The following is a 17,577-nucleotide window of genomic DNA, read 5'->3' on the forward strand; positions in this document are numbered from 1 at the left end:
GCGCGGTGAAGAGTTCGATCTGGTTGCGGTCGTTGTCGAGGAGGGGGGCGAGGCGGCGGCGGATGCCGATGTTGGCGCGCATCCGCGGGTCCTTGGCGTACTCGGCCCACATGTAGTCGCGTTCCTCGTCGGTGACCATCTCCAGGGTCAGCTCGTCGTGGTTGCGCAGGAAGATGCCCCACTGACAGCCCGAGGGGATGGCGGGCGTCTTGGCGAGGATTTCCGAGACGGGGTAGCGGGATTCCCGCCGGACCGCCATGAAGATGCGCGGCATGACCGGGAAGTGGAAGGCCATGTGGCACTCGTCGCCGCCGCTTCGGTAGTCGCCGAAGTAGTCGACGACGTCCTCGGGCCACTGGTTGGCCTCGGCCAGCAGCACCGTGTCCGGGTACATCGCGTCGATCTCGCGCCGTACGCGCTTGAGGAACTGATGGGTCGCCGGAAGGTTTTCGCAGTTGGTGCCCTCCTGCGCGTAGAGGTAGGGCACCGCGTCGAGGCGGAAGCCGTCGATGCCGAGGTCGAGCCAGAAGCGCAGGGCGCCCAGGATCTCCTCCTGCACGGCCGGGTTCTCGTAGTTGAGGTCCGGCTGGTGGGAGAAGAACCGGTGGAAGTAGTACTGACCGCGCACGGGGTCGAAGGTCCAGTTGGAGGCCTCGGTGTCGACGAAGATGATGCGCGCGTCCGCGTATTGCTTGTCGTCGTCCGCCCACATGTAGTAGTCGCCGTACGGCCCGTCGGGGTTCTTGCGGGACTCCTGGAACCACGGGTGCTGGTCGCTGGTGTGGTTCATGACGAAGTCGATGATCACCCGCATGCCGCGCTGGTGGGCGGCGTCCACGAACTCCACGAAGTCGGCGAGGTCGCCGAACTCGGGGAGCACGGCGGTGTAGTCGGAGACGTCGTAACCGCCGTCCCTCAGGGGTGATTTGAAGAAGGGCGGCAGCCACAGGCAGTCGACGCCGAGCCACTGCAGATAGTCCAGCTTGGCGGTCAGGCCCTTGAGGTCACCGACGCCGTCACCGTTGCTGTCCTGGAAGGAACGGACGAGTACCTCGTAGAAGACGGCTCGCTTGAACCAGTCGGGATGCCGGTCCTTGGCCGGGGTGTCCTCGAAGGTGTCCGGGACGGGCTCATTGACAGTCATGACGCGGGAGACCCTCCGATCTGCGGCGAGGCGGGCGCTGCCTGGACGTGGAACACATGCGCCGGTGCCCGGCCGGGCTCCAGCCGCACATAGTTGTGCGTGCCCCACGCATAGGTCTCACCCGTCAGTTCGTCGTGCACGGACAGGGATTCGTCCCGGTCACGGCCGAGTTGCGGCATGTCCAACGAGACCGTCGCCTCCTGGGTGTGGTGTGGATCGAGATTCACCACCACCAGCACCGTGTCCTGCCCGGCGCGCTTGCTGAACACCAGAACGGCGTCGTTGTCGGCGTGGTGGAAGCGCAGATTGCGCAGCCGCTGCAGCGCGGGGTGGCGGCGCCTGATGGTGTTGAGCTTGGTGATGAGGGGGGCGATGGTGTCGGCGGTGTCCCAGTCGCGCGGGCGGAGTTGGTACTTCTCGGAGTCCAGGTACTCTTCGCTGCCCTCGCGCAGGGGGGTGTTCTCGCACAGTTCGTAGCCGCTGTAGATGCCCCAGGTGGGGGAGAGGGTCGCGGCGAGCACGGCGCGCAGTTCGAAGGCGGGGCGTCCGCCGTGCTGGAGGAAGGCGTGCAGGATGTCGGGGGTGTTGGCGAAGAAGTTCGGCCGCATGTAGGCCGCTGCCTCGCCCGACAGCTCGGTCAGGTAGTCGGTGAGCTCCTGCTTGGTGTTGCGCCAGGTGAAGTAGGTGTAGGACTGCTGGAAGCCGATCTGGGCCAGGGTGCGCATCATCGCCGGGCGGGTGAATGCCTCCGCCAGGAAGATCACGTCCGGGTCGGTGCGGTTGATCTCGCCGATCACCCGTTCCCAGAAGACGACCGGTTTGGTGTGGGGGTTGTCCACGCGGAAGATCCGCACCCCGCAGCCCATCCAGTGCCGCAGGACCCGCACCGTCTCGGCGACCAGGCCGTCCATGTCGGCGTCGAAGGCGATGGGGTAGATGTCCTGGTACTTCTTCGGCGGGTTCTCCGCATACGCGATGGTGCCGTCGGGGCGGTGGTGGAACCACTCCGGGTGCTTGCTCACCCACGGATGGTCCGGGGAGCACTGCAGGGCGAAGTCGAGGGCCACCTCAAGCCCGTGGCCGCGGGCCTGGTCGACGAACCAGGTGAAGTCCTCCAGTGTGCCCAGCTGGGGGTGCACGGCGTCGTGGCCGCCCTCCGGCGAGCCGATCGCCCACGGCACCCCGACGTCGTGCGGGGTGGGGTTGAGGGTGTTGTTGCGGCCTTTGCGCCAGGTCGTGCCGATGGGATGGATCGGCGGGAGGTAGACGACGTCGAATCCCATCCCGGCGATCGCCGGCAGGCGCCGGGCGGCGGTGCGGAAGGTGCCGTGGGGTTCCTCGGCGGTGCCCTCGGAGCGGGGGAAGAACTCGTACCAGGACCCGAACAGCGCCCGCTCCCGTTCCACCAGCAGCGGCAGCGGCTCGGAGGCGGTCACCAACTCCCGCAGCGGATACCGCGCCAGCACCCGCTCCACCTCGGGACGGAAGGCGGCCGCGAGGCGTGCCACGACCGGCAGGGAGTCGTCGCGCAGGGTCTCCACCGCGCGCAGCAGCGCCGGGCGGCGCTTGGCGGGTACCCCGGCCGCCGCGCGCTCCAGCAGATCGGCGCCCTCCTCCAGGACCACCCCGGTGTCGATCCCGGCCGGCACCTTGATGCGGGCAGTGCGCTGCCAGGTGGTCACCGGGTCGCTCCACGCCTCGACGTGGTACGTCCAGTTGCCCGTGGCGGTGGGGGTGACCTCGGCGCCCCAGCGGTCGCTGCCGGGGGCCAGTTCGCGCATCGGGGTCCACGGGCCGGGACGGCCCAGCGGGTCGCGCAGCACGGCATTGGCGGCCACGGCGTCGTGCCCCTCCCGGAACACGGTCGCCGAGACCAGGAATGTCTCGCCCACGACCGCCTTCGCCGGGCGCCTGCCGCACTCCACGGCAGGCTGCACATGCCGTACCGGGATGCGGCCGATGGCCGCGGTTGCCTTCATGGTCTCGCCTCCGTCGTGCTGGTGGCCGGGCCCCGAACGAGGCCCGGCCGATGGAATCAAGCTGCGCCGGAAGGGCTCTGCCTTCCCGCCGGAGTACGTCGCTTGGCGGTCGGCGGCCCCCGGCGCGCCGCGCCCCCGGAGCGGGCGCGCTCACTCTGCTCGCGCAAGTACGCGCCGACGGTGCTGCGCAGATACCGTTCGGCGGCCTCGGCCGCCTCGCGCGCACAGCGCTTGCCCATCAGCACGCACAGCGTGTACCCCGAGTCCTCGAAGGTGGCCCGCACCGATCGGTCGGACGGGGACGCGAGCATGACGCGCTCCCAGGCCCGGTACCGCCCAAGCTGGCGGGCTACTTCGGCTTTTGCCGGTAGCAACATGACGCCGTTCACCTCTCGGGATTCATGGCGCAGGCCACGGGCAGGACGGGGGGTGGCCATGCGCGGACACACGCAGGTTCCTCACGGGCGCGCGGGTCTTCACACATGGTGCACGTACGATGACTCAACGTCTTGTTAGAGCTTCAACCATGTCGCGTGTCGCACGGTGCTCGTGTTGCACGAATGGCGTAGTGCTCTCACTCTTGAGGTGACTCAGAAGCGATCAACGCTCACGCTTCGTGTTCGGGGCCCGTCCCGCGGGGACGGAGGAAGCGCCGAGCTCTCGCCGGTGAGGAGCCAACGAGATGAAGACCGCAGTGCCCTGCTACTACCACCTCGACGTGGAAGTCAGCCCTGAACGGGTAGGCCAGGTCAGCCGTATCCTGGCCGCTCACCTCCGGTACTGGGACCTGGAGACCCTGGTGGAACCCGTCTGCGGCGGCGCCGAACTGCTGCTGACCGCCATCGACCGGCACGCCACGGACAAGAACAGCTCGATCGAGATGTGGTGGAACGGCCAGCACCTGATCACGGCCATCGGGGACAACGACCGCGACCTGCGCCCGGACCAGGAGCTGCGCGGCTGCCTGGAGCAGATCGCCGCCACCAGCGACGGCTGGGGCTGCTGCGCCACGGACACCGGCAGCAAGGTCATCTGGTTCTCCCAGCGGGCCCGCGCCGGCGAGCGCATGCCGCTGGTGCCCACCGGCCCGGCGCCGAGCCTGCGCGAGGTGCGCCAGGTGCCGCGCGAGATCCCGGCCGCCGCACTGGCCGCCCCGGCGACCGCTCCCGAACGGGTGCTGGAGGGCGCCCGGTGACGGCGCGCAGGAAACGTACCGGGGTGCTCGCCTGGAGCGGGCACCCCTACCCGTTGGGCGCCTCCTACGACGGACAGGGCACCAACTTCGCGCTGTTCAGCGAGGTCGCCGAGCGGGTCGAGCTGGTCCTGGTCGACAACGCCGGCAAACGCACGAGTGTGGAGCTGACCGAGGTCGACGGCTTCGTCTGGCACGGCTACCTGCCCGGCGTCGGACCCGGCCAGCGCTACGGCTACCGGGTGCACGGCCCCTGGGCCCCGGCCCTGGGACACCGCTGCAACCCGGCGAAGCTGCTGCTGGACCCGTACACCCGGGCGGTCGACGGGCAGATGGACAACCACGCCTCGCTGTTCGAACGCGCCCCCGACGGGCCGTCCCCGGCCGACAGCGCCGGGCACACCATGCTCGGCGTGGTCACCGACCCGTACTTCGACTGGGGCGACGACCGCCCGCCGCGCCGCCCGTACGCGGAGACGGTCATCTACGAGGCCCATGTGCGCGGCCTGACCCAGACCCACCCCGAGGTCCCCGCAGACCTGCGCGGCACCTACGCCGGGCTCGCCCACCCCGCCGTCGTCGAGCACCTGACCTCGCTGGGCGTCACCGCCGTCGAGCTGATGCCGGTGCACCAGTTCGTGCAGGACGGCGTGCTCGTCGACCGGGGACTGACCAACTACTGGGGCTACAACACGATCGGCTTCTTCGCCCCGCACAACGGCTATGCCGCGCACGGCACTCGGGGCCAGCAGGTCGCCGAGTTCAAGTCGATGGTCAAGGCCCTGCACGCGGCCGGCCTCGAAGTGATCCTCGACGTGGTCTACAACCACACCGCCGAGGGCAACGAGAAGGGCCCCACCCTCTCCTTCCGCGGCATCGACAACGCCTCCTACTACCGGCTCGTGGACGGCGACTGGTCGCACTACTACGACACCACCGGCACCGGGAACTCCCTGCTGATGCGGCACCCTTATGTGCTGCAACTGATCATGGACTCGCTGCGGTACTGGGTCACCGAGATGCACGTCGACGGCTTCCGCTTCGACCTCGCGGCCACGCTGGCCCGGCAGTTCCACGAGGTGGACCGGCTCTCGGCGTTCTTCGACCTGATCCAGCAGGACCCGGTGATCAGCCGCGTGAAGCTGATCGCCGAGCCGTGGGACGTCGGCGAGGGCGGCTACCAGGTCGGCAACTTCCCGCCGCTGTGGTCGGAGTGGAACGGCAAGTACCGCGACACCGTACGGGACTTCTGGCGCGGCACCGAGCACGTCCTCGGTGACTTCGCGTCCCGGCTGACCGGCTCCGCCGACCTGTACCAGCACAGCAGGCGCCGCCCGCGCGCCAGCGTCAACTTCGTCACCGCGCACGACGGTTTCACCCTGCGCGACCTGGTCTCGTACAACGACAAGCACAACGAGGCCAACGGCGAGGGCAATCGGGACGGCGAGAGCACCAATCGGTCCTGGAACTGCGGAGTCGAGGGGGACACCGCCGACCCCGCCGTACTGGAGCTGCGCGCCCGCCAGCAGCGCAACTTCCTCGCCACCCTGCTGCTGTCCCAGGGCATCCCCATGCTCTGCCACGGCGACGAACTCGGCCGCACCCAGCGCGGCAACAACAACGCCTACTGCCAGGACAACGAGGTCTCCTGGATCGACTGGCGGCTCACCGAGGAACAGCGCGACCTGATCGACTTCAGCCGGTACGTCATCGGACTGCGCGCCGCCCACCCCGTACTGCGCCGCCGCCGCTTCTTCCGCGGCGAGACCGTCACCCACGCGGGCCAGCCGCTGCCCGACCTGGTCTGGCTGCTGCCCGACGCCCGCGAGATGACCGAGGAGGACTGGCGCCGCTCCGACGCGCACTGCGTCGGCGTCTTCCTCAACGGCGACGCCATCGCCGAACCGGACCGCTGCGGCCGCCCGGTCGTCGACGACTCCTTCCTGCTCCTGCTCAACAGCTACTGGGAACCGGTCGACTTCCGGCTGCCAACAACCGCCTACGGCGAACGCTGGACGGCCCTGATCGACACGGCCGACCCCCAGGGGATGCCCGACGAGACCGAGTACAAGGCCGCGACGAAGGTCACGGTGACCCCGCGCAGCCTGGTCCTCCTGTCCCGCCCGTCGCGAAGGAACTAGCGCTCGCGGCCTGGCGCTCGCTCAGCGCTCGCGGCGCGAGGTCACCGTGAACTGGGCGCCGTCGGGGTCGCGGAGTACGGCCTCGTCGTCGCTCTTGGACAGGACGCTGCCGCCGTTCTGCTCGGCGACTCGGGCGCAGGCCGTCACGTCCTGGACCGCGAAGTGCACCTGCCAGTGCGGGCGGATCGTCGGGTCGGGGGCCGAGCCCAGGGCGCCCGACACGATCCGGGCCACCACGTCACCGCCGCTGCGCAGCACGACCTCCCCGCCCTCGTAGTGCACCTCGCAGCAGCCGGGGCGCTCCGAGGCCCAGTCCAGGACCTCGCCGTAGAAGATCGCGGCGTCGAAGGCGTCGCGGGTGTGCAGGCGGATGAAGGCGGGGGTGGAGCGGCGCCAGGTCTCCCAGTCACTGACCAGTTCGCCCTCCCAGATGCCGAAGGTCGCGCCGTCCCGGTCGGCGAGCAGCGCCGCCCGCCCGGGCGGGAAGGAGATCGGCCCCACCGCGGACGTACCGCCCCGCTCCTGCACCCGGGAGACCGCCTCGTCGGCGCTGCGCACCGCGAAGTACGGCGTCCAGGCGACCGCCATCTGCCACATCGAGGCGACGGCGGCGATCCCGGCGACGGGAACCCCGTCGGCCAGGGCGATCCGGAAGCGGTCGCCGAGCTTGCCGGTGCGCCAGCGCCAGCCGAGGACGGCGCTGTAGAAGTCCTGGGTGGTTTCCAGGTCCCGGCTGGTCAGGCTCACCCAGCACGGGGCGCCGTACACGGAGTGCGTGGAAACGACGTTCCGCGTGCCGTGGGGGAGCTTCGTATCGTGGTTCATGACGTGTCGTGTCCTGGTCTCGCCGGGCCGGCGGCCACCGGTGCCTCTTCCCAGTGTCCGGCCGCAACCCCTGAGCGCGCCTGCCGAGTACCCCGGCCGGGCCGCCGAAACAACGATGATTTCCACCGCTCGTCCGGTGGCATACCGCCGCCCGAGTGACGAATATGGATGCGTGACCCAGGTACCGCACGAACCTGCCGATCAGAGCGGGCGGATCGCGGAGCTGCAGGAAGAGGTGGAGCAGCTCAAGGAGGCCGTCAGCTCGCACGCGGTCGTGGACCAGGCGATCGGGATGGTCGTGGCCCTGGGACGGGTCGCGCCGTCCGAGGGGTGGACGGTCCTGAAGGACGTGTCCCAGCACACCAACATCAAGCTCCGCCAGGTCGCGGACCTGATCCTGATCTGGGGCCGGAACGGGGAGATTCCTCCGCGGATCCGCGCCGAGCTGGAGGCCGCCCTGGACCGGCACGGTCCCACGCAGGTTCCGGGCCGGTCCGAGGAGTCGTAGCGGGTTCAGCGCGTCGGTACAAGCAGTTCCTCGCGCAGGTGCTCGAAGCAGCCGCTGAGCAGCCGGGACACGTGCATCTGGGAGATGCCGAGCTGATCGGCTATCCGGCTCTGGGTCATACCGCGGAAGAACCGCAGGTAGAGGATGGTGCGCTCGCGCTCGGGCAGCTTCTCAAGACAGGGCCGGACGGCCACCCGGTCCACGACCGTGTCGAAGCCGGGGTCGGGGGCGCCCAGCGAGTCGCCCAGGGCGTACCCGTCGGTGCCGGGCATCTCGGCCTCCAGCGACAGCGCGGAGAAGCAGTCCAGGGCCTCCATCCCGGTGCGCACCTCGTCCTCGGTGAGGTCGGTGAGGCCGGCGATCTCCTGGACCGTCGGGGGACGGCCCGGGATGGTCTGCGACAGTTCCTTCGACGCCTGACGGACCCGGTTGCGCAGGTCCTGGACCCGGCGCGGCACATGCAGGGTCCACATGTGGTCGCGGAAGTGCCGCTTGATCTCACCGGTGACGGTGGGCACCGCGTACGCCTCGAAGGCGCAGCCGCGGGCGGGGTCGTAGTGGTCGACGGCCTTGACGAGACCGAGGGCGGCGACCTGGTACAGGTCCTCCAGGGATTCGCCGCGCCCCTTGAAACGGACCGCGATGCGCTCGGCCATGGGCAGCCAGGCGCGGACCAGTCGGTCGCGGAGCTCCTTGCGCTCCTCGCCGTCGGGCAGCCGGGCGAGCCGTTCGAAATCAGCGGCGGTGTCGGGGGCGTCGTCGTGCGGGTGCTGCTTCGTTCTGCCGGTGGTGGGCATGAAGCGCACCTCCCTTGCGAGGTGCTGGAGTGGGACAGTCACCGTGGGAGGCACGCATCGGGCACGCGGAGGACATCCGGGGCCCAGACGTGGGCTCCCACAGACGTGCCTCCGGTCCGAAGCACTGCATAGACGGTTCCCGGCCACACAGGGCCCGAAACAATTGTCCGGATATAAGGGAAAATGATGCACATTCCGAAGTCGGCCGGTCTCGGTGCGTGAGCCGACCCGGGAAACGGGGCGCCGGACGTGATGTGCGGCACGCTGCCGCGGGCCCGTGTGGAGCCGCGTTCGGGGATTCCTGCTGGGCAGCGCTTGATCGGCGATCAAAGCGGGTGAATGTGCTGGCCACAGCGCATTCTGCTCATTTGACAGTGCGCTGAGCACACAGATAGGAAGCAGCTCTCTGAGGTCGAAGAGGTGCAGTGTGTGCGAGCCGAACGTGGTCGGGGACTGGCAGGAGTACGACGAGCATGCCGGTCTGCGCGTCCGCGTCCACCGTCTGGAGAACGCCGAGCCTCCGCGGGGACGTGATGACGCCGCCGCCGGGCTGACGTATTTCTGCCTCCGGGTGACGGTCGAGAACCGCGGCGAGCGGCACTACGGCATCCACCTGGAGGACGGCCAGATCGACATCCGGATCGGTCCGGACGGCGAGAGCGCGTTCATCGACTGGCGGAACTCGCAGTTCATCGAGGGCTTCGACGTCTACCCGCTGCGCCGGGCCACGGCCGTGATCTACGCGGCCGGTCCGGAGGCGAGCCTCGGCCAGGTGGATGTGCAGATCCAGCTGCGCGTCGAGGAGGAGTGGACCGACCGCCGGCTCTGGGCGGGCGGGATCGGTCTCGCGGAGGGCCCCTCGCAGCCGGGGGCCGGGCGCGAGTGCCTCGTCCACGAGATCAGCAACTTCCTGCGGGACCAGGCCGAGGAGGGCACCGCCTGAGGCGGTGCCGCCCCCGCGTACGGGATCAGTGCGGGATGCCGTCGATGATCTCCCGGGCGCCCTGACGCAGCAGCGCCACGGCCACCGAGGTGCCGAGCGTGGCCGGATCCAGTCGCCCCGCCCACTCATGGGCGTTGAGCCGGGTCTTGCCGTCCGGCGTGAACACGCACGCGCGCAGGGACAGCTCCCCGGTGTGATCCACGCGCGCGTATCCCGCGATCGGGCTGTTGCAGTGCCCCTGGAGCACATGCAGGAACATCCGCTCGGCGGTGGCCTCCCGGTGGGTGTCCGGGTCGCCGAGACCGCTGACGGCGTCGATCAGCGCGGTGTCGTCCTCCCGGCACTGCAGGGCGAGGATGCCCGCTCCGATGGGCGGCATCATCGTCTCGGGGGACAGGACCTCGCTGATCACGTCCGTCCGGCCGATGCGCTCCAGCCCCGACACGGCGAGCAGCAGCGCGTCGGCCTCCCCGGCCGCCAGCTTCGCCAGCCGCCGGTTGGCGTTGCCCCGGAAGGGCACGCACTCCAGATGAGGATGGGTGGCGGCCAGCTGGGCGACCCGGCGCACCGAGGAGGTACCGATCCGGGTCCTGTCCGGCAACTCGTCCAGCGTCAGCCCGCCGGGGTGGATCAGCGCGTCCCGGATGTCGTCCCGCTTCAGGAACGCGGCGAACACCGTGCCCGCGGGCAGCGGCCGGTCGGCGGGGATGTCCTTGACGCAGTGCACCGCGAGATCGGCCTCACCGGCCAGCAGGGCCGCGTCCACCTCCTTGGTGAACGCCCCCTTCCCCTCGACCTTGGCCAGGTCCCCCAGCCACTTGTCACCGGTGGTCCTCACCGGCACGACCTCGGTACGCACCCCGGGGTGCAGCACCGCCAACTCAGCACGGACACGCTCCACTTGAGCGAGCGCCATCGGCGAGTCGCGGGAGACGATACGGATCACTTCGGGCACGGACATGCGGGACACGATAGACCTTCGCGACAGCGCCTCCGTCCACTACGGCTCGATTCGCCGACGCTCAATCCGACTGCCAGCCGAAGGGAAAGAAGTCCACCCACCGCTCCGGGGCATGCTCCGGCAGCGCGTCCTGCCGTTCCGGCGCGCGCACCAGACAGCGGTGCCGCAGCAACTCCAGCCGTTCCGCCGGGGTGAGCAGGGCGTCGGCCTCTGTCACCAGGCCGGTGCCGGTGCCCCGTTCGCCCACATTGAGGTGATCGCCCGCGGGCGTGCGGACGTCCACCCGAAAGTCCGTGCGCCACTGCGAGTTGGCCCCCACCCCTGGGACAGATCGACGGTGGGCCGGTGCCGACGCAGATACGTCCAGTACAGCGGCGAGCGGTCGGCCACCCCGCGTTCGGCGTGCCGGACACCCGCCCGCACCCGTACACCGGCCCGCCCGAACAGGAGAGGGCCGTGCCACAGCCCGGGCCAGACCACCTCGGTGACGCGGATCGGCTCGTCGGGATCCTCGGCCTGCTCGACCTCGACGATCTCGTGCAGGAACGGATCAAAGGCGGACGCCTCGGTGAACGGCGTCATACCGAGCCGAGTGAACAGCTCCTGGTACTCGGCCACCGTCAATGACGGCCACCCGTCCGCGGGATCGGGATCCTCGGCCGGGCGCGGCTGGTACGACAGCAGCAGTACGTCGCTGACGCGGCTGAGTGCGTACAGCTCCCACAGGAGATCACCGCACCGCTCGTCCAACTCCTCGCCCGATGAACGGGGCAGCATGCCGATGCCCTCGGCGAGGGCATCGACGTACGCCGCCTCCGCCTGCCGCAGCCACGGCTCCACGACCCTGGGGAACGCGTCCGCGCCTTTGTGGTCCGCCAGCGCGTGGAACAGCTCTCGCGCGTCCACCCACGTGTCTTCGGTGTCCATGCGCGCACGGTAGTGGCGGCGCCAGGACAAGATCCACGCGTTTACGGCTTCGCCCGCCCCCGCGACAGCGCCACCAGCGCCCCCGCCGTCAGCAGCCCCCCGGCGAGGAACGTGGCGCGGACGCCGAAGCTCGTGTACACGGTGCCGCCCAGTAGTGCGCCCGCGGCCACGCCCACGTTGAAGGCGACCGAGTTGGCGGCGAGGGCGGACTCGGTGCGGGACGGGGCCCAGTGGAGGACCTGGCTCTGCGACGCCGCGAAGGCGGGGGCGACCGACGCGCCCAGCAGCATCAGCAGGGCCACGCCGGCCACTTGGTGGTGGCCGAACGCGTAGAGGCCCAGCAGGGCTGTCAGTTGGGTGGTTATCGGTACGACGAGGGTGGCTTCGGGGAAGCGGTCCAGGAGGGGGCCCGTGGCGGCCACCCCGGCCAGGCCGGCCGCGCCGAAGGCCAGGAGCAACGGCCCGGTGGCGTCCGTGTCGAAGCCGCTGACCTCGTCGAGGAAGGCCGCGATGTAGGTGAAGGCTGTGAACACACCCGTCACCGACAGGGCGGTCGTGGTGACGACCAGGAGGAAGCGGCGCCGGTCGGGGGCGACGCCGTAGGCCGCGTGGTTCTCCCGCGGGTGCGTGGTCGGCAGCAGGGCGGCGACCGTGATCAGGGACAGCAGGGCCAGCGCGCCCAGTACCGCGAAAGGGGTGCGCCAGCCCGCGTGGGATCCGAGCCAGGTTCCCGCCGGTACGCCGAGGACCGTGGCCAGCGAGCCGCCCACCGCCAGCAAACCCATGATCCGGCCCCGCCGTTCGGGCGGGTACAGGCCGACCGCGACCGGGCCCATCACCGCCCAGTACAGCGCCTGGGCGAGCGCGGTGGTCGCGCGGGCCGCGAGGAGGGGGCCGTAGGAGACCGCGTGCCAGGCCGTCGCCCAGCTCGCGGTGACCAGCAGGGCGAGGAGGACGGTGAGCAGGGGGCGGCGGGGGACCGCTCGGGTGAGGTGGGCGAGGGGCAGGGAGGCCACGACGACCGTGAGCGCGTAGCCGGTGACCAGCAGGCCCACGGTGGGCAGGGACACCCCGAGGTCGTCCGCCATCAGGGGCAGCAGGCCGACCGGGAGGTTCTCGGCGGTGTTGAAGCTGAACGCGGCCAGCATCAGCGCCGCGACGACGGCGCCCCGCGCCTTGTGGGAAACGGTGGTTGATCGGTAGTCGGTCATCGGGGCCAGCATGCTGAGCCCGTCGGCGCCGCTCTACTCTTTCGTCCTGGGACGAATCACCCGCGGAGGCCGCCTTGCCCCTCACCCTGGACCTGGGCACCGACGACCTGAGCCGCTGCCGGTTCGCGATCTCCCCCCTGTGCCAGACCCACGAGGCGCTCCGTCTGCTGCGCCGCCCCGCCCGGCACGGCTACCACCGCGGCTGGCTGCGCCGGGTCCGCCGTACCGTCGCCGGGCTCGACCTGTCCCCGCTGTGGCTGTTCGTCCCGCCCCCCGGCGGCTACACCCCCGACTTCCTCGGCCCGCCGCCCGCCGAGCCCTACCCCACGATCGAGGACGAACTGGCCAGGATGCGGGCCACCGACCCGGCCCTGGCGCACGCCGAGATGCTCCGTTCCCTCACCGGACGCCCCGCCGCCGCGAGGTCGCCCGAGGGCCGCGCGGCGCTCGACGACCCCGCCGCCACCGTACGGCGGCTCGCCGACCTCACCGAGCGCGCCTGGCACGCCCTGCTCGCACCGGAGTGGCCGCGCCACCGCGCCGTCCTGGAGGCCGACATCGCCCACCGCTCCCGCCAGGCGGCGGACGGCGGCCTGGACGCACTCCTCACCGCACTGCACCCCGGCATCCACTGGTCCGGGCCCACCCTCACCCTGCGCATGTACGGCGACCACGCGGACGCCCAACGCGCCGACGGCCGGGGCGTGCTGCTGATGCCGAGCGTGTTCGTCTGGCCGGACGTCGTCAGCGGCTTCGCCCGCCCCTGGCAGCCCACCGTCATCTACCCGGCACGCGGCATGGGCGGCCTTCAGGACCCCGCCCCGCCGGACCCGCCGCAGGCGCTGGCCCGGCTGGTGGGCCACCAGCGCGCCGCCGTCCTCACGGGCCTGGCCGCCCCCGCCTCGACCACCGAACTCGCCGCCCGTCACGGCCTCGCCCCGTCGACCGTCTCCGCCCATCTGTCCGTCCTGCGGGAGGCGGGCCTGCTGACCTCCCGCCGCGCCGGGCTCCATGTCCTGTACGCCCGCACCGAGTTGGGCGACGCGCTGGTCAGGAGTCCAGCGGGTCGCTGATCTCGATCGCCCGCTGCGCCGCGGCCAGCGCCAGTTCGTCACCGACGTCCAGGGCGGTGTCGGCGAGCTTGATGACGTGCTCGTCGCCGTGGGCGAGCGCCCGCTCCATGACCTCCTCGGCGGTGAGCCGGGCGGCGGGACGGTAGTCGACCGGTTCCTTCGGGGCGTACATCGCGGTGACGGCGGCGGCCGCCGTCCAGGCCGCGCGCAGGCTCGGTACCCACAGCTCGGGCGGCAGCGAATCCAGCGTGCGCAGCACGGCGTTGGGGGCCGTCGCCGCGTGCACGAGCATCGTGGGCTCGCCGTGGCCGTGGGTGGCGTAGCGGTGGGTCGTGGCCCGCACCAGTTCGGTGAGCCGCTCGCGCGCCGTGTCGGGGTCGGTGATGTCCTCGGCCCAGACGGGCAGCCGGTGCACGGCGGCGAGCCGCTTGCGGAACCCCGTGACGCCCGGCGTGATCGCCGGCACGGCCTCCAGCGACTCCCAGGCGCTCACCCCGCCCCGCAGTTCGGCGATACCGGTCAGCGGCTGGTGGCGGGCGGCCCAGTAGCCCAGGGCGTGGGCGAGTTCGGCACGCCGGGGCGCGGACTCGCCGGACTCCAGGGCGCGTACGGCGTGGCCGAGCCGGATGACGACGTGCGTGGCGCCGCCGTACATCCCGGGCAGCAGCCGCGGCCACCACTCGGCGAGGACGTCCCGCCAGGGGCGGTCTGCGAGGGTGCGGGAGAAGTGGTCCGTCCAGTCCGCGATCCGGCGGGGATCGCCCAGCGCCTCGGGCCAGTTGTCGTCGGTGACGGGGGCCAGCCGGTCGGGGAAGTCCTCCAGCCTGCCGCTGTACTGGTCCACCCAGCGGTGCACGGCGCCCGCGTGCCCGTGCGCGGCGAGCGCCTCGACGACCATGGGCGCGTGGTTGGTGAGCCAGCCCTCCTGTTCCGGTCCGGCCAAGTGCAGGCGTTCGAGGGCTTCTTCGAGCTGTCCGTCCGTGTCCGTGGTGTTCATGTCGATCACGCTAGACAGCGGCCGGGGCGGGCGGATCGGGCCCGGGGCGGAGCGCCGGACGGCGCTGGTCCTAGTCCCCCGGCCCCACGCCCTACGCGTACGCGTTGAAGGGAATCCCGGACGGCTTGGCCTTGTTGAGGTGGTCGCCGAAGCTGCCGTCCTTCAGGCCGAAGTGGGCGCTGCCGAAGTCGTGGTTGACCAGCTTGTCGCGCAGCCCGGCCGGGTAGCCGTTCCAGCCCACCAGTGCCGGGTACTGCCAGGTGCCCTTGTGGTTCTCGGGCGGCTCGTCATTGGAGTTGGCCAGCCGGAAGCAGTGCGTGCTGATGCCGTCCTTGTGGTAGACGACCTTCGCGTGCGTGCCCTCGAAGCGGACCGAGGACGCCGGAGTCACCGTGAACGAGCCGTGGTTGGAGGTCGCCACGTACTTCACGGCGCCGTCCTGCACCCAGATCACGACGTGCTCCCAGTCGTGCCGGTGCCCGCCGAGGCTGATGCCCGGGAGGGCCTGGTCCTTCTCGAAGTACAGGCCGTACATGTAGGCGCACCAGCCGTTGTTGCACTTGTAGCGCGAATAGCTGTTGGTGTTGTCGAGGTCGGAGGCGTCCCGGCAGTTGCCGTTGAGGGCGCCGGTCGGCTTCAGGCCGGGGTTGATGCTCCCGTCGGTGCCGATCGCGGGCGTGGCGTAGCAGCCGTCCTTGTCGTAGTCGAAGGCCGGCTGGTAAGTGAACTCCGCGGCCTCGGCGTTGGCGGGCAGCCCCGGCGGCGGGGCCGCGAACGCCACGCCGGGAAAGGCGATGACGAACACGGCTGCCCCGGCGATACCGGTGAGCCATCTCCTGCGGTGCTTCTTCGTCGACGGTGACGACACTGCGTCCTCCTCGTGATACGGGCGCAGCCCAACGGGCGTGGGGGAAAAGGAAGTTCAGCTTCCCCGGTTTTCATGTTCGCGCCAAGAGGGAGCAGTTATCACTACGGTTACGGGTGAGTAGCCGACGGGTTCAGAGCGCGTCGTCCGGCAGCTCGGCCGCCGACTCCTCCGGCGTCAGATCGGGCCGCAGCCGCAGCCACGAGGGCTGACGCAGCAGCCCCGCGCGGGTCCGGGTGCTGAACCGCACCTCGCCGACGAGCCGGGGCACCACCCAGCGCGCCCCCGCCACCACCGGCACCGGATCGAACGGGCATACGTCCGTCTCGGAGGCCCGGAGCAACGCGCCCAGCTCCTCCCGCTCCCGTGCGTTCCACCCGGTGCCCACGCCGCCGACGTACCGCAGCCGGTCGCCCGCCCGCTGCCCCACCAGCACCGCACCGGGCAGACCGGTGATCCGCCCCTTGCCCGGCAGCCAGCCGCCCACCACGACATCCACGCTGGTCATGTTCCGGATCTTGATCCAGGCCCGGGACCGCACCCCCGGCTCGTACCGGGAGTCCAGCCGTTTGCACACCAGGCCCTCCAGCCCGTGCTCACGGGTGGCCGCCAGCGCCTCCCGACCGTGGCCGACGAGGGCGGCGGGCGTCGACCAGTGCGGCCCCGCCAGCCCCAGCTCCTCCAGCCGCTCCCGCCGCTGTACATAGGGGAGCCGCACCAGGGAGTGCCCGGCGAGGTGCATGACGTCGAACAGGACGTAGTGCACCGGGACCTGGGCGGCCCGGCGCGCGGCCCGGCCGGGGGAGTGGGCGAGGCCCATCCGGGACTGCAGCAACTGGAAGTCCGCGCGGCCCTGTTCGTCCAGCGCCAGCACCTCGCCGTCCAGCACCGCGGGCGTGCCGCCGAGCGCGGCGGCCAGCGGACGCAGCTCGGGGTAGGCGGCCGTCACCTCGTCCCCCGAGCGGGCCCGCAGCACCAGATCGCCGGCCCCGTCGAGGTAGGCCACCACCCGCTGGCCGTCCTGCTTGGTCTCGTACGCCCAGCGCGCGTCCTGCGCGGCGGGCGGGAGGGTGCCGGGCGTGGCGAGCATCGGAGGGATCAACGGCAGACTCACGGCACAGTTCTCGACACGGTGACCGGCCGTCACGCGCCCCGGCCTCGGGTTTCGCCTGAACGGCCGCCGCGCGGGCCGCGCCCGGCGCCCCGTAGGCTTCCGTTCCTGAGCAGACACCGCGCGGGCCGAGGGGCCGGTCCCGTGGCAGGAGCGCGCGGCCCCGAAGTGGAGACGATCATGGCAGGCAGGGCGGTCCGGGCGGAGCAGGCCAGCGCGACCCGGGAGCTGCTCCTCACCGCTGCCGAGCGGCTGTACGCCGAGCACGGCGTCTACGCGGTCTCCAACCGTCAGGTCGGCGAGGCCGCGGGCCAGGGCAACAACACCGCCGTCGGCTACCACTTCGGCACCCGCACCGACCTCGTTCGCGCCATCGTCCGCAAGCACGCCGGGCCCATCGAGGAGATCAGGACCGGCCTGGTCGACCGGGTGACCGGCTCCACCGAGCTGCGCGACTGGCTGGACTGCCTGGTCCGGCCGGTCTTCGAGCACCTCGCCGCCCTGGGCAGCCCCACCTGGTACGCCCGCTTCTGCGCCCAGGTCATGGCCGACCCCGTACTGCACCGGATCATGGTCGAGGAGGCCCTGGGCTCGGCCGCGCTCCGGGAGATCGTCGAGGGGCTGCGCCGCTGTCTGCCCAACCTGCCCGACGAGGTCCGGGCCGAGCGCGGCGACATGGCCCGCCACCTCATCGTCCATATGACCGCCGAGCGGGAACGGGCCCTCGCCGAGGACGCCGCCACCCCGCGCGCCGACTGGCGGGACGCCGCGACCGGACTGGTCGACGCGCTCGTCGGCATGTGGCGCGCGCCGGTCACGGGGCGCGGCTGACCGGAAGCCGCGGGGCTCCACGCGAAGCGGCGGTGCTGACCGCGTGGCGCGGGGCTGACCGGAAGCGGCGGC

18 protein-coding genes are annotated in these 17,577 nt (G+C 71.2%); 6 read left to right on the forward strand and 12 right to left on the reverse strand.

Annotated elements, in window-relative coordinates:
- The 3 genes from treS to GA0115233_RS36710 form a co-directional block, all read right to left on the reverse strand.
- Positions 1-1,144 (reverse strand): maltose alpha-D-glucosyltransferase (gene treS / locus GA0115233_RS36700; RefSeq protein WP_093724670.1); only part of this gene is annotated, 1,144 nt, incomplete at its 3' end.
- Positions 1,141-3,123, reverse strand: coding sequence for an alpha-1,4-glucan--maltose-1-phosphate maltosyltransferase (locus GA0115233_RS36705; RefSeq protein WP_093724671.1), 1,983 nt, complete (start codon positions 3,121-3,123; stop codon positions 1,141-1,143). The genes GA0115233_RS36705 and treS, both read right to left, overlap by 4 nt.
- Before the next feature lie 56 nt (positions 3,124-3,179).
- Entirely contained in the window at positions 3,180-3,500 is a 321-nt protein-coding gene (locus GA0115233_RS36710; RefSeq protein ID WP_093724683.1) for a DUF5133 domain-containing protein, read from the reverse strand.
- Between the two features lie 305 nt (positions 3,501-3,805).
- Here GA0115233_RS36710 and GA0115233_RS36715 point away from each other — a divergent pair, with 305 nt between their 5' ends.
- Positions 3,806-4,318: a pep a2 gene (locus GA0115233_RS36715; protein WP_093724672.1), complete on the forward strand. Its 513-nt coding sequence runs from the start codon at positions 3,806-3,808 to the stop codon at positions 4,316-4,318.
- Positions 4,315-6,456, forward strand: coding sequence for a glycogen debranching protein GlgX (gene glgX, locus GA0115233_RS36720; protein WP_093724673.1), 2,142 nt, complete (start codon positions 4,315-4,317; stop codon positions 6,454-6,456). The genes GA0115233_RS36715 and glgX overlap by 4 nt, the downstream gene beginning before the upstream one ends.
- Positions 6,457-6,477: 21 nt before the next feature.
- Here glgX and GA0115233_RS36725 read toward each other — a convergent pair whose 3' ends face one another.
- Positions 6,478-7,281, reverse strand: coding sequence for a VOC family protein (locus GA0115233_RS36725; protein ID WP_093724674.1), 804 nt, complete (start codon positions 7,279-7,281; stop codon positions 6,478-6,480).
- Between the two features lie 172 nt (positions 7,282-7,453).
- On the opposite strand from GA0115233_RS36725, the gene GA0115233_RS36730 reads away from it, so the two are divergent.
- Entirely contained in the window at positions 7,454-7,789 is a 336-nt protein-coding gene (locus GA0115233_RS36730) for an ANTAR domain-containing protein (RefSeq protein WP_255310477.1), read from the forward strand.
- A 5-nt stretch (positions 7,790-7,794) separates the two neighbouring features.
- Here GA0115233_RS36730 and GA0115233_RS36735 read toward each other — a convergent pair whose 3' ends face one another.
- Positions 7,795-8,586, reverse strand: coding sequence for an RNA polymerase sigma factor SigF (locus tag GA0115233_RS36735; RefSeq protein WP_093724676.1), 792 nt, complete (start codon positions 8,584-8,586; stop codon positions 7,795-7,797).
- 427 nt (positions 8,587-9,013) lie between these two features.
- On the opposite strand from GA0115233_RS36735, the gene GA0115233_RS36740 reads away from it, so the two are divergent.
- The gene (locus tag GA0115233_RS36740; protein WP_093724677.1) at positions 9,014-9,529 is read left to right on the forward strand and encodes a hypothetical protein; all 516 of its coding nucleotides are present in this window, start codon (positions 9,014-9,016) and stop codon (positions 9,527-9,529) included.
- Between the two features lie 25 nt (positions 9,530-9,554).
- Here GA0115233_RS36740 and hemC read toward each other — a convergent pair whose 3' ends face one another.
- From hemC to GA0115233_RS36760, 4 genes are all read right to left on the reverse strand, one after another.
- Complete coding sequence (gene hemC / locus GA0115233_RS36745; RefSeq protein WP_093724678.1) at positions 9,555-10,490, reverse strand: hydroxymethylbilane synthase; 936 nt, start codon at positions 10,488-10,490, stop codon at positions 9,555-9,557.
- A 61-nt stretch (positions 10,491-10,551) separates the two neighbouring features.
- Positions 10,552-10,707, reverse strand: coding sequence for a hypothetical protein (locus GA0115233_RS36750; protein ID WP_176712070.1), 156 nt, complete (start codon positions 10,705-10,707; stop codon positions 10,552-10,554).
- Positions 10,704-11,417, reverse strand: coding sequence for a hypothetical protein (locus GA0115233_RS36755; RefSeq protein WP_093724680.1), 714 nt, complete (start codon positions 11,415-11,417; stop codon positions 10,704-10,706). Before GA0115233_RS36755 ends, GA0115233_RS36750 begins: the two co-directional genes overlap by 4 nt.
- A 41-nt stretch (positions 11,418-11,458) precedes the next feature.
- Positions 11,459-12,628: an MFS transporter gene (locus GA0115233_RS36760; RefSeq protein ID WP_093724684.1), complete on the reverse strand. Its 1,170-nt coding sequence runs from the start codon at positions 12,626-12,628 to the stop codon at positions 11,459-11,461.
- Positions 12,629-12,702: 74 nt separating this feature from the next.
- On the opposite strand from GA0115233_RS36760, the gene GA0115233_RS36765 reads away from it, so the two are divergent.
- A complete protein-coding gene (locus tag GA0115233_RS36765; RefSeq protein WP_093724681.1) occupies positions 12,703-13,701 on the forward strand; it encodes an ArsR/SmtB family transcription factor in 999 nt (332 codons plus the stop codon).
- On the opposite strand, the gene GA0115233_RS36770 is transcribed toward GA0115233_RS36765, so the two are convergent.
- The 3 genes from GA0115233_RS36770 to ligD all read right to left on the reverse strand — a co-directional run bounded on the left by GA0115233_RS36770 (position 13,679) and on the right by ligD (position 16,677).
- Positions 13,679-14,698, reverse strand: a complete 1,020-nt coding sequence (locus tag GA0115233_RS36770; RefSeq protein ID WP_093724685.1) for a questin oxidase family protein — start codon at positions 14,696-14,698, stop codon at positions 13,679-13,681. The genes GA0115233_RS36765 and GA0115233_RS36770 overlap by 23 nt on opposite strands.
- Positions 14,699-14,789: 91 nt before the next feature.
- Entirely contained in the window at positions 14,790-15,566 is a 777-nt protein-coding gene (locus tag GA0115233_RS36775) for an NPP1 family protein (protein WP_093724682.1), read from the reverse strand.
- A gap of 130 nt (positions 15,567-15,696) precedes the next feature.
- Entirely contained in the window at positions 15,697-16,677 is a 981-nt protein-coding gene (gene ligD / locus GA0115233_RS36780; RefSeq protein ID WP_093724686.1) for a non-homologous end-joining DNA ligase, read from the reverse strand.
- 177 nt (positions 16,678-16,854) lie between these two features.
- Between ligD and GA0115233_RS36785 the strand changes: the two genes are divergently transcribed.
- Positions 16,855-17,505, forward strand: coding sequence for a TetR/AcrR family transcriptional regulator (locus tag GA0115233_RS36785; protein WP_093724687.1), 651 nt, complete (start codon positions 16,855-16,857; stop codon positions 17,503-17,505).
- Positions 17,506-17,577: the final 72 nt, after the last annotated feature.

It is taken from the genome of Streptomyces sp. DI166 (assembly GCF_900091315.1).
GTDB lineage: Bacteria > Actinomycetota > Actinomycetes > Streptomycetales > Streptomycetaceae > Streptomyces > Streptomyces fuscus.

Excerpts from the sequence above, each read along its gene's own strand:
- GA0115233_RS36760 (WP_093724684.1), bottom strand. The coding sequence starts at position 12,628 with ATGACCGACTACCGATCAACCACCGTTTCCCACAAGGCGCGGGGCGCC.
- GA0115233_RS36785 (WP_093724687.1), top strand. The coding sequence starts at position 16,855 with ATGGCAGGCAGGGCGGTCCGGGCGGAGCAGGCCAGCGCGACCCGGGAG.
- GA0115233_RS36755 (WP_093724680.1), bottom strand. The coding sequence starts at position 11,417 with ATGGACACCGAAGACACGTGGGTGGACGCGCGAGAGCTGTTCCACGCG.
- GA0115233_RS36715 (WP_093724672.1), top strand. The coding sequence starts at position 3,806 with ATGAAGACCGCAGTGCCCTGCTACTACCACCTCGACGTGGAAGTCAGC.
- hemC (WP_093724678.1), bottom strand. The coding sequence starts at position 10,490 with ATGTCCGTGCCCGAAGTGATCCGTATCGTCTCCCGCGACTCGCCGATG.
- GA0115233_RS36705 (WP_093724671.1), bottom strand. The coding sequence starts at position 3,123 with ATGAAGGCAACCGCGGCCATCGGCCGCATCCCGGTACGGCATGTGCAG.
- GA0115233_RS36770 (WP_093724685.1), bottom strand. The coding sequence starts at position 14,698 with ATGAACACCACGGACACGGACGGACAGCTCGAAGAAGCCCTCGAACGC.
- GA0115233_RS36710 (WP_093724683.1), bottom strand. The coding sequence starts at position 3,500 with ATGTTGCTACCGGCAAAAGCCGAAGTAGCCCGCCAGCTTGGGCGGTAC.
- GA0115233_RS36725 (WP_093724674.1), bottom strand. The coding sequence starts at position 7,281 with ATGAACCACGATACGAAGCTCCCCCACGGCACGCGGAACGTCGTTTCC.
- GA0115233_RS36735 (WP_093724676.1), bottom strand. The coding sequence starts at position 8,586 with ATGCCCACCACCGGCAGAACGAAGCAGCACCCGCACGACGACGCCCCC.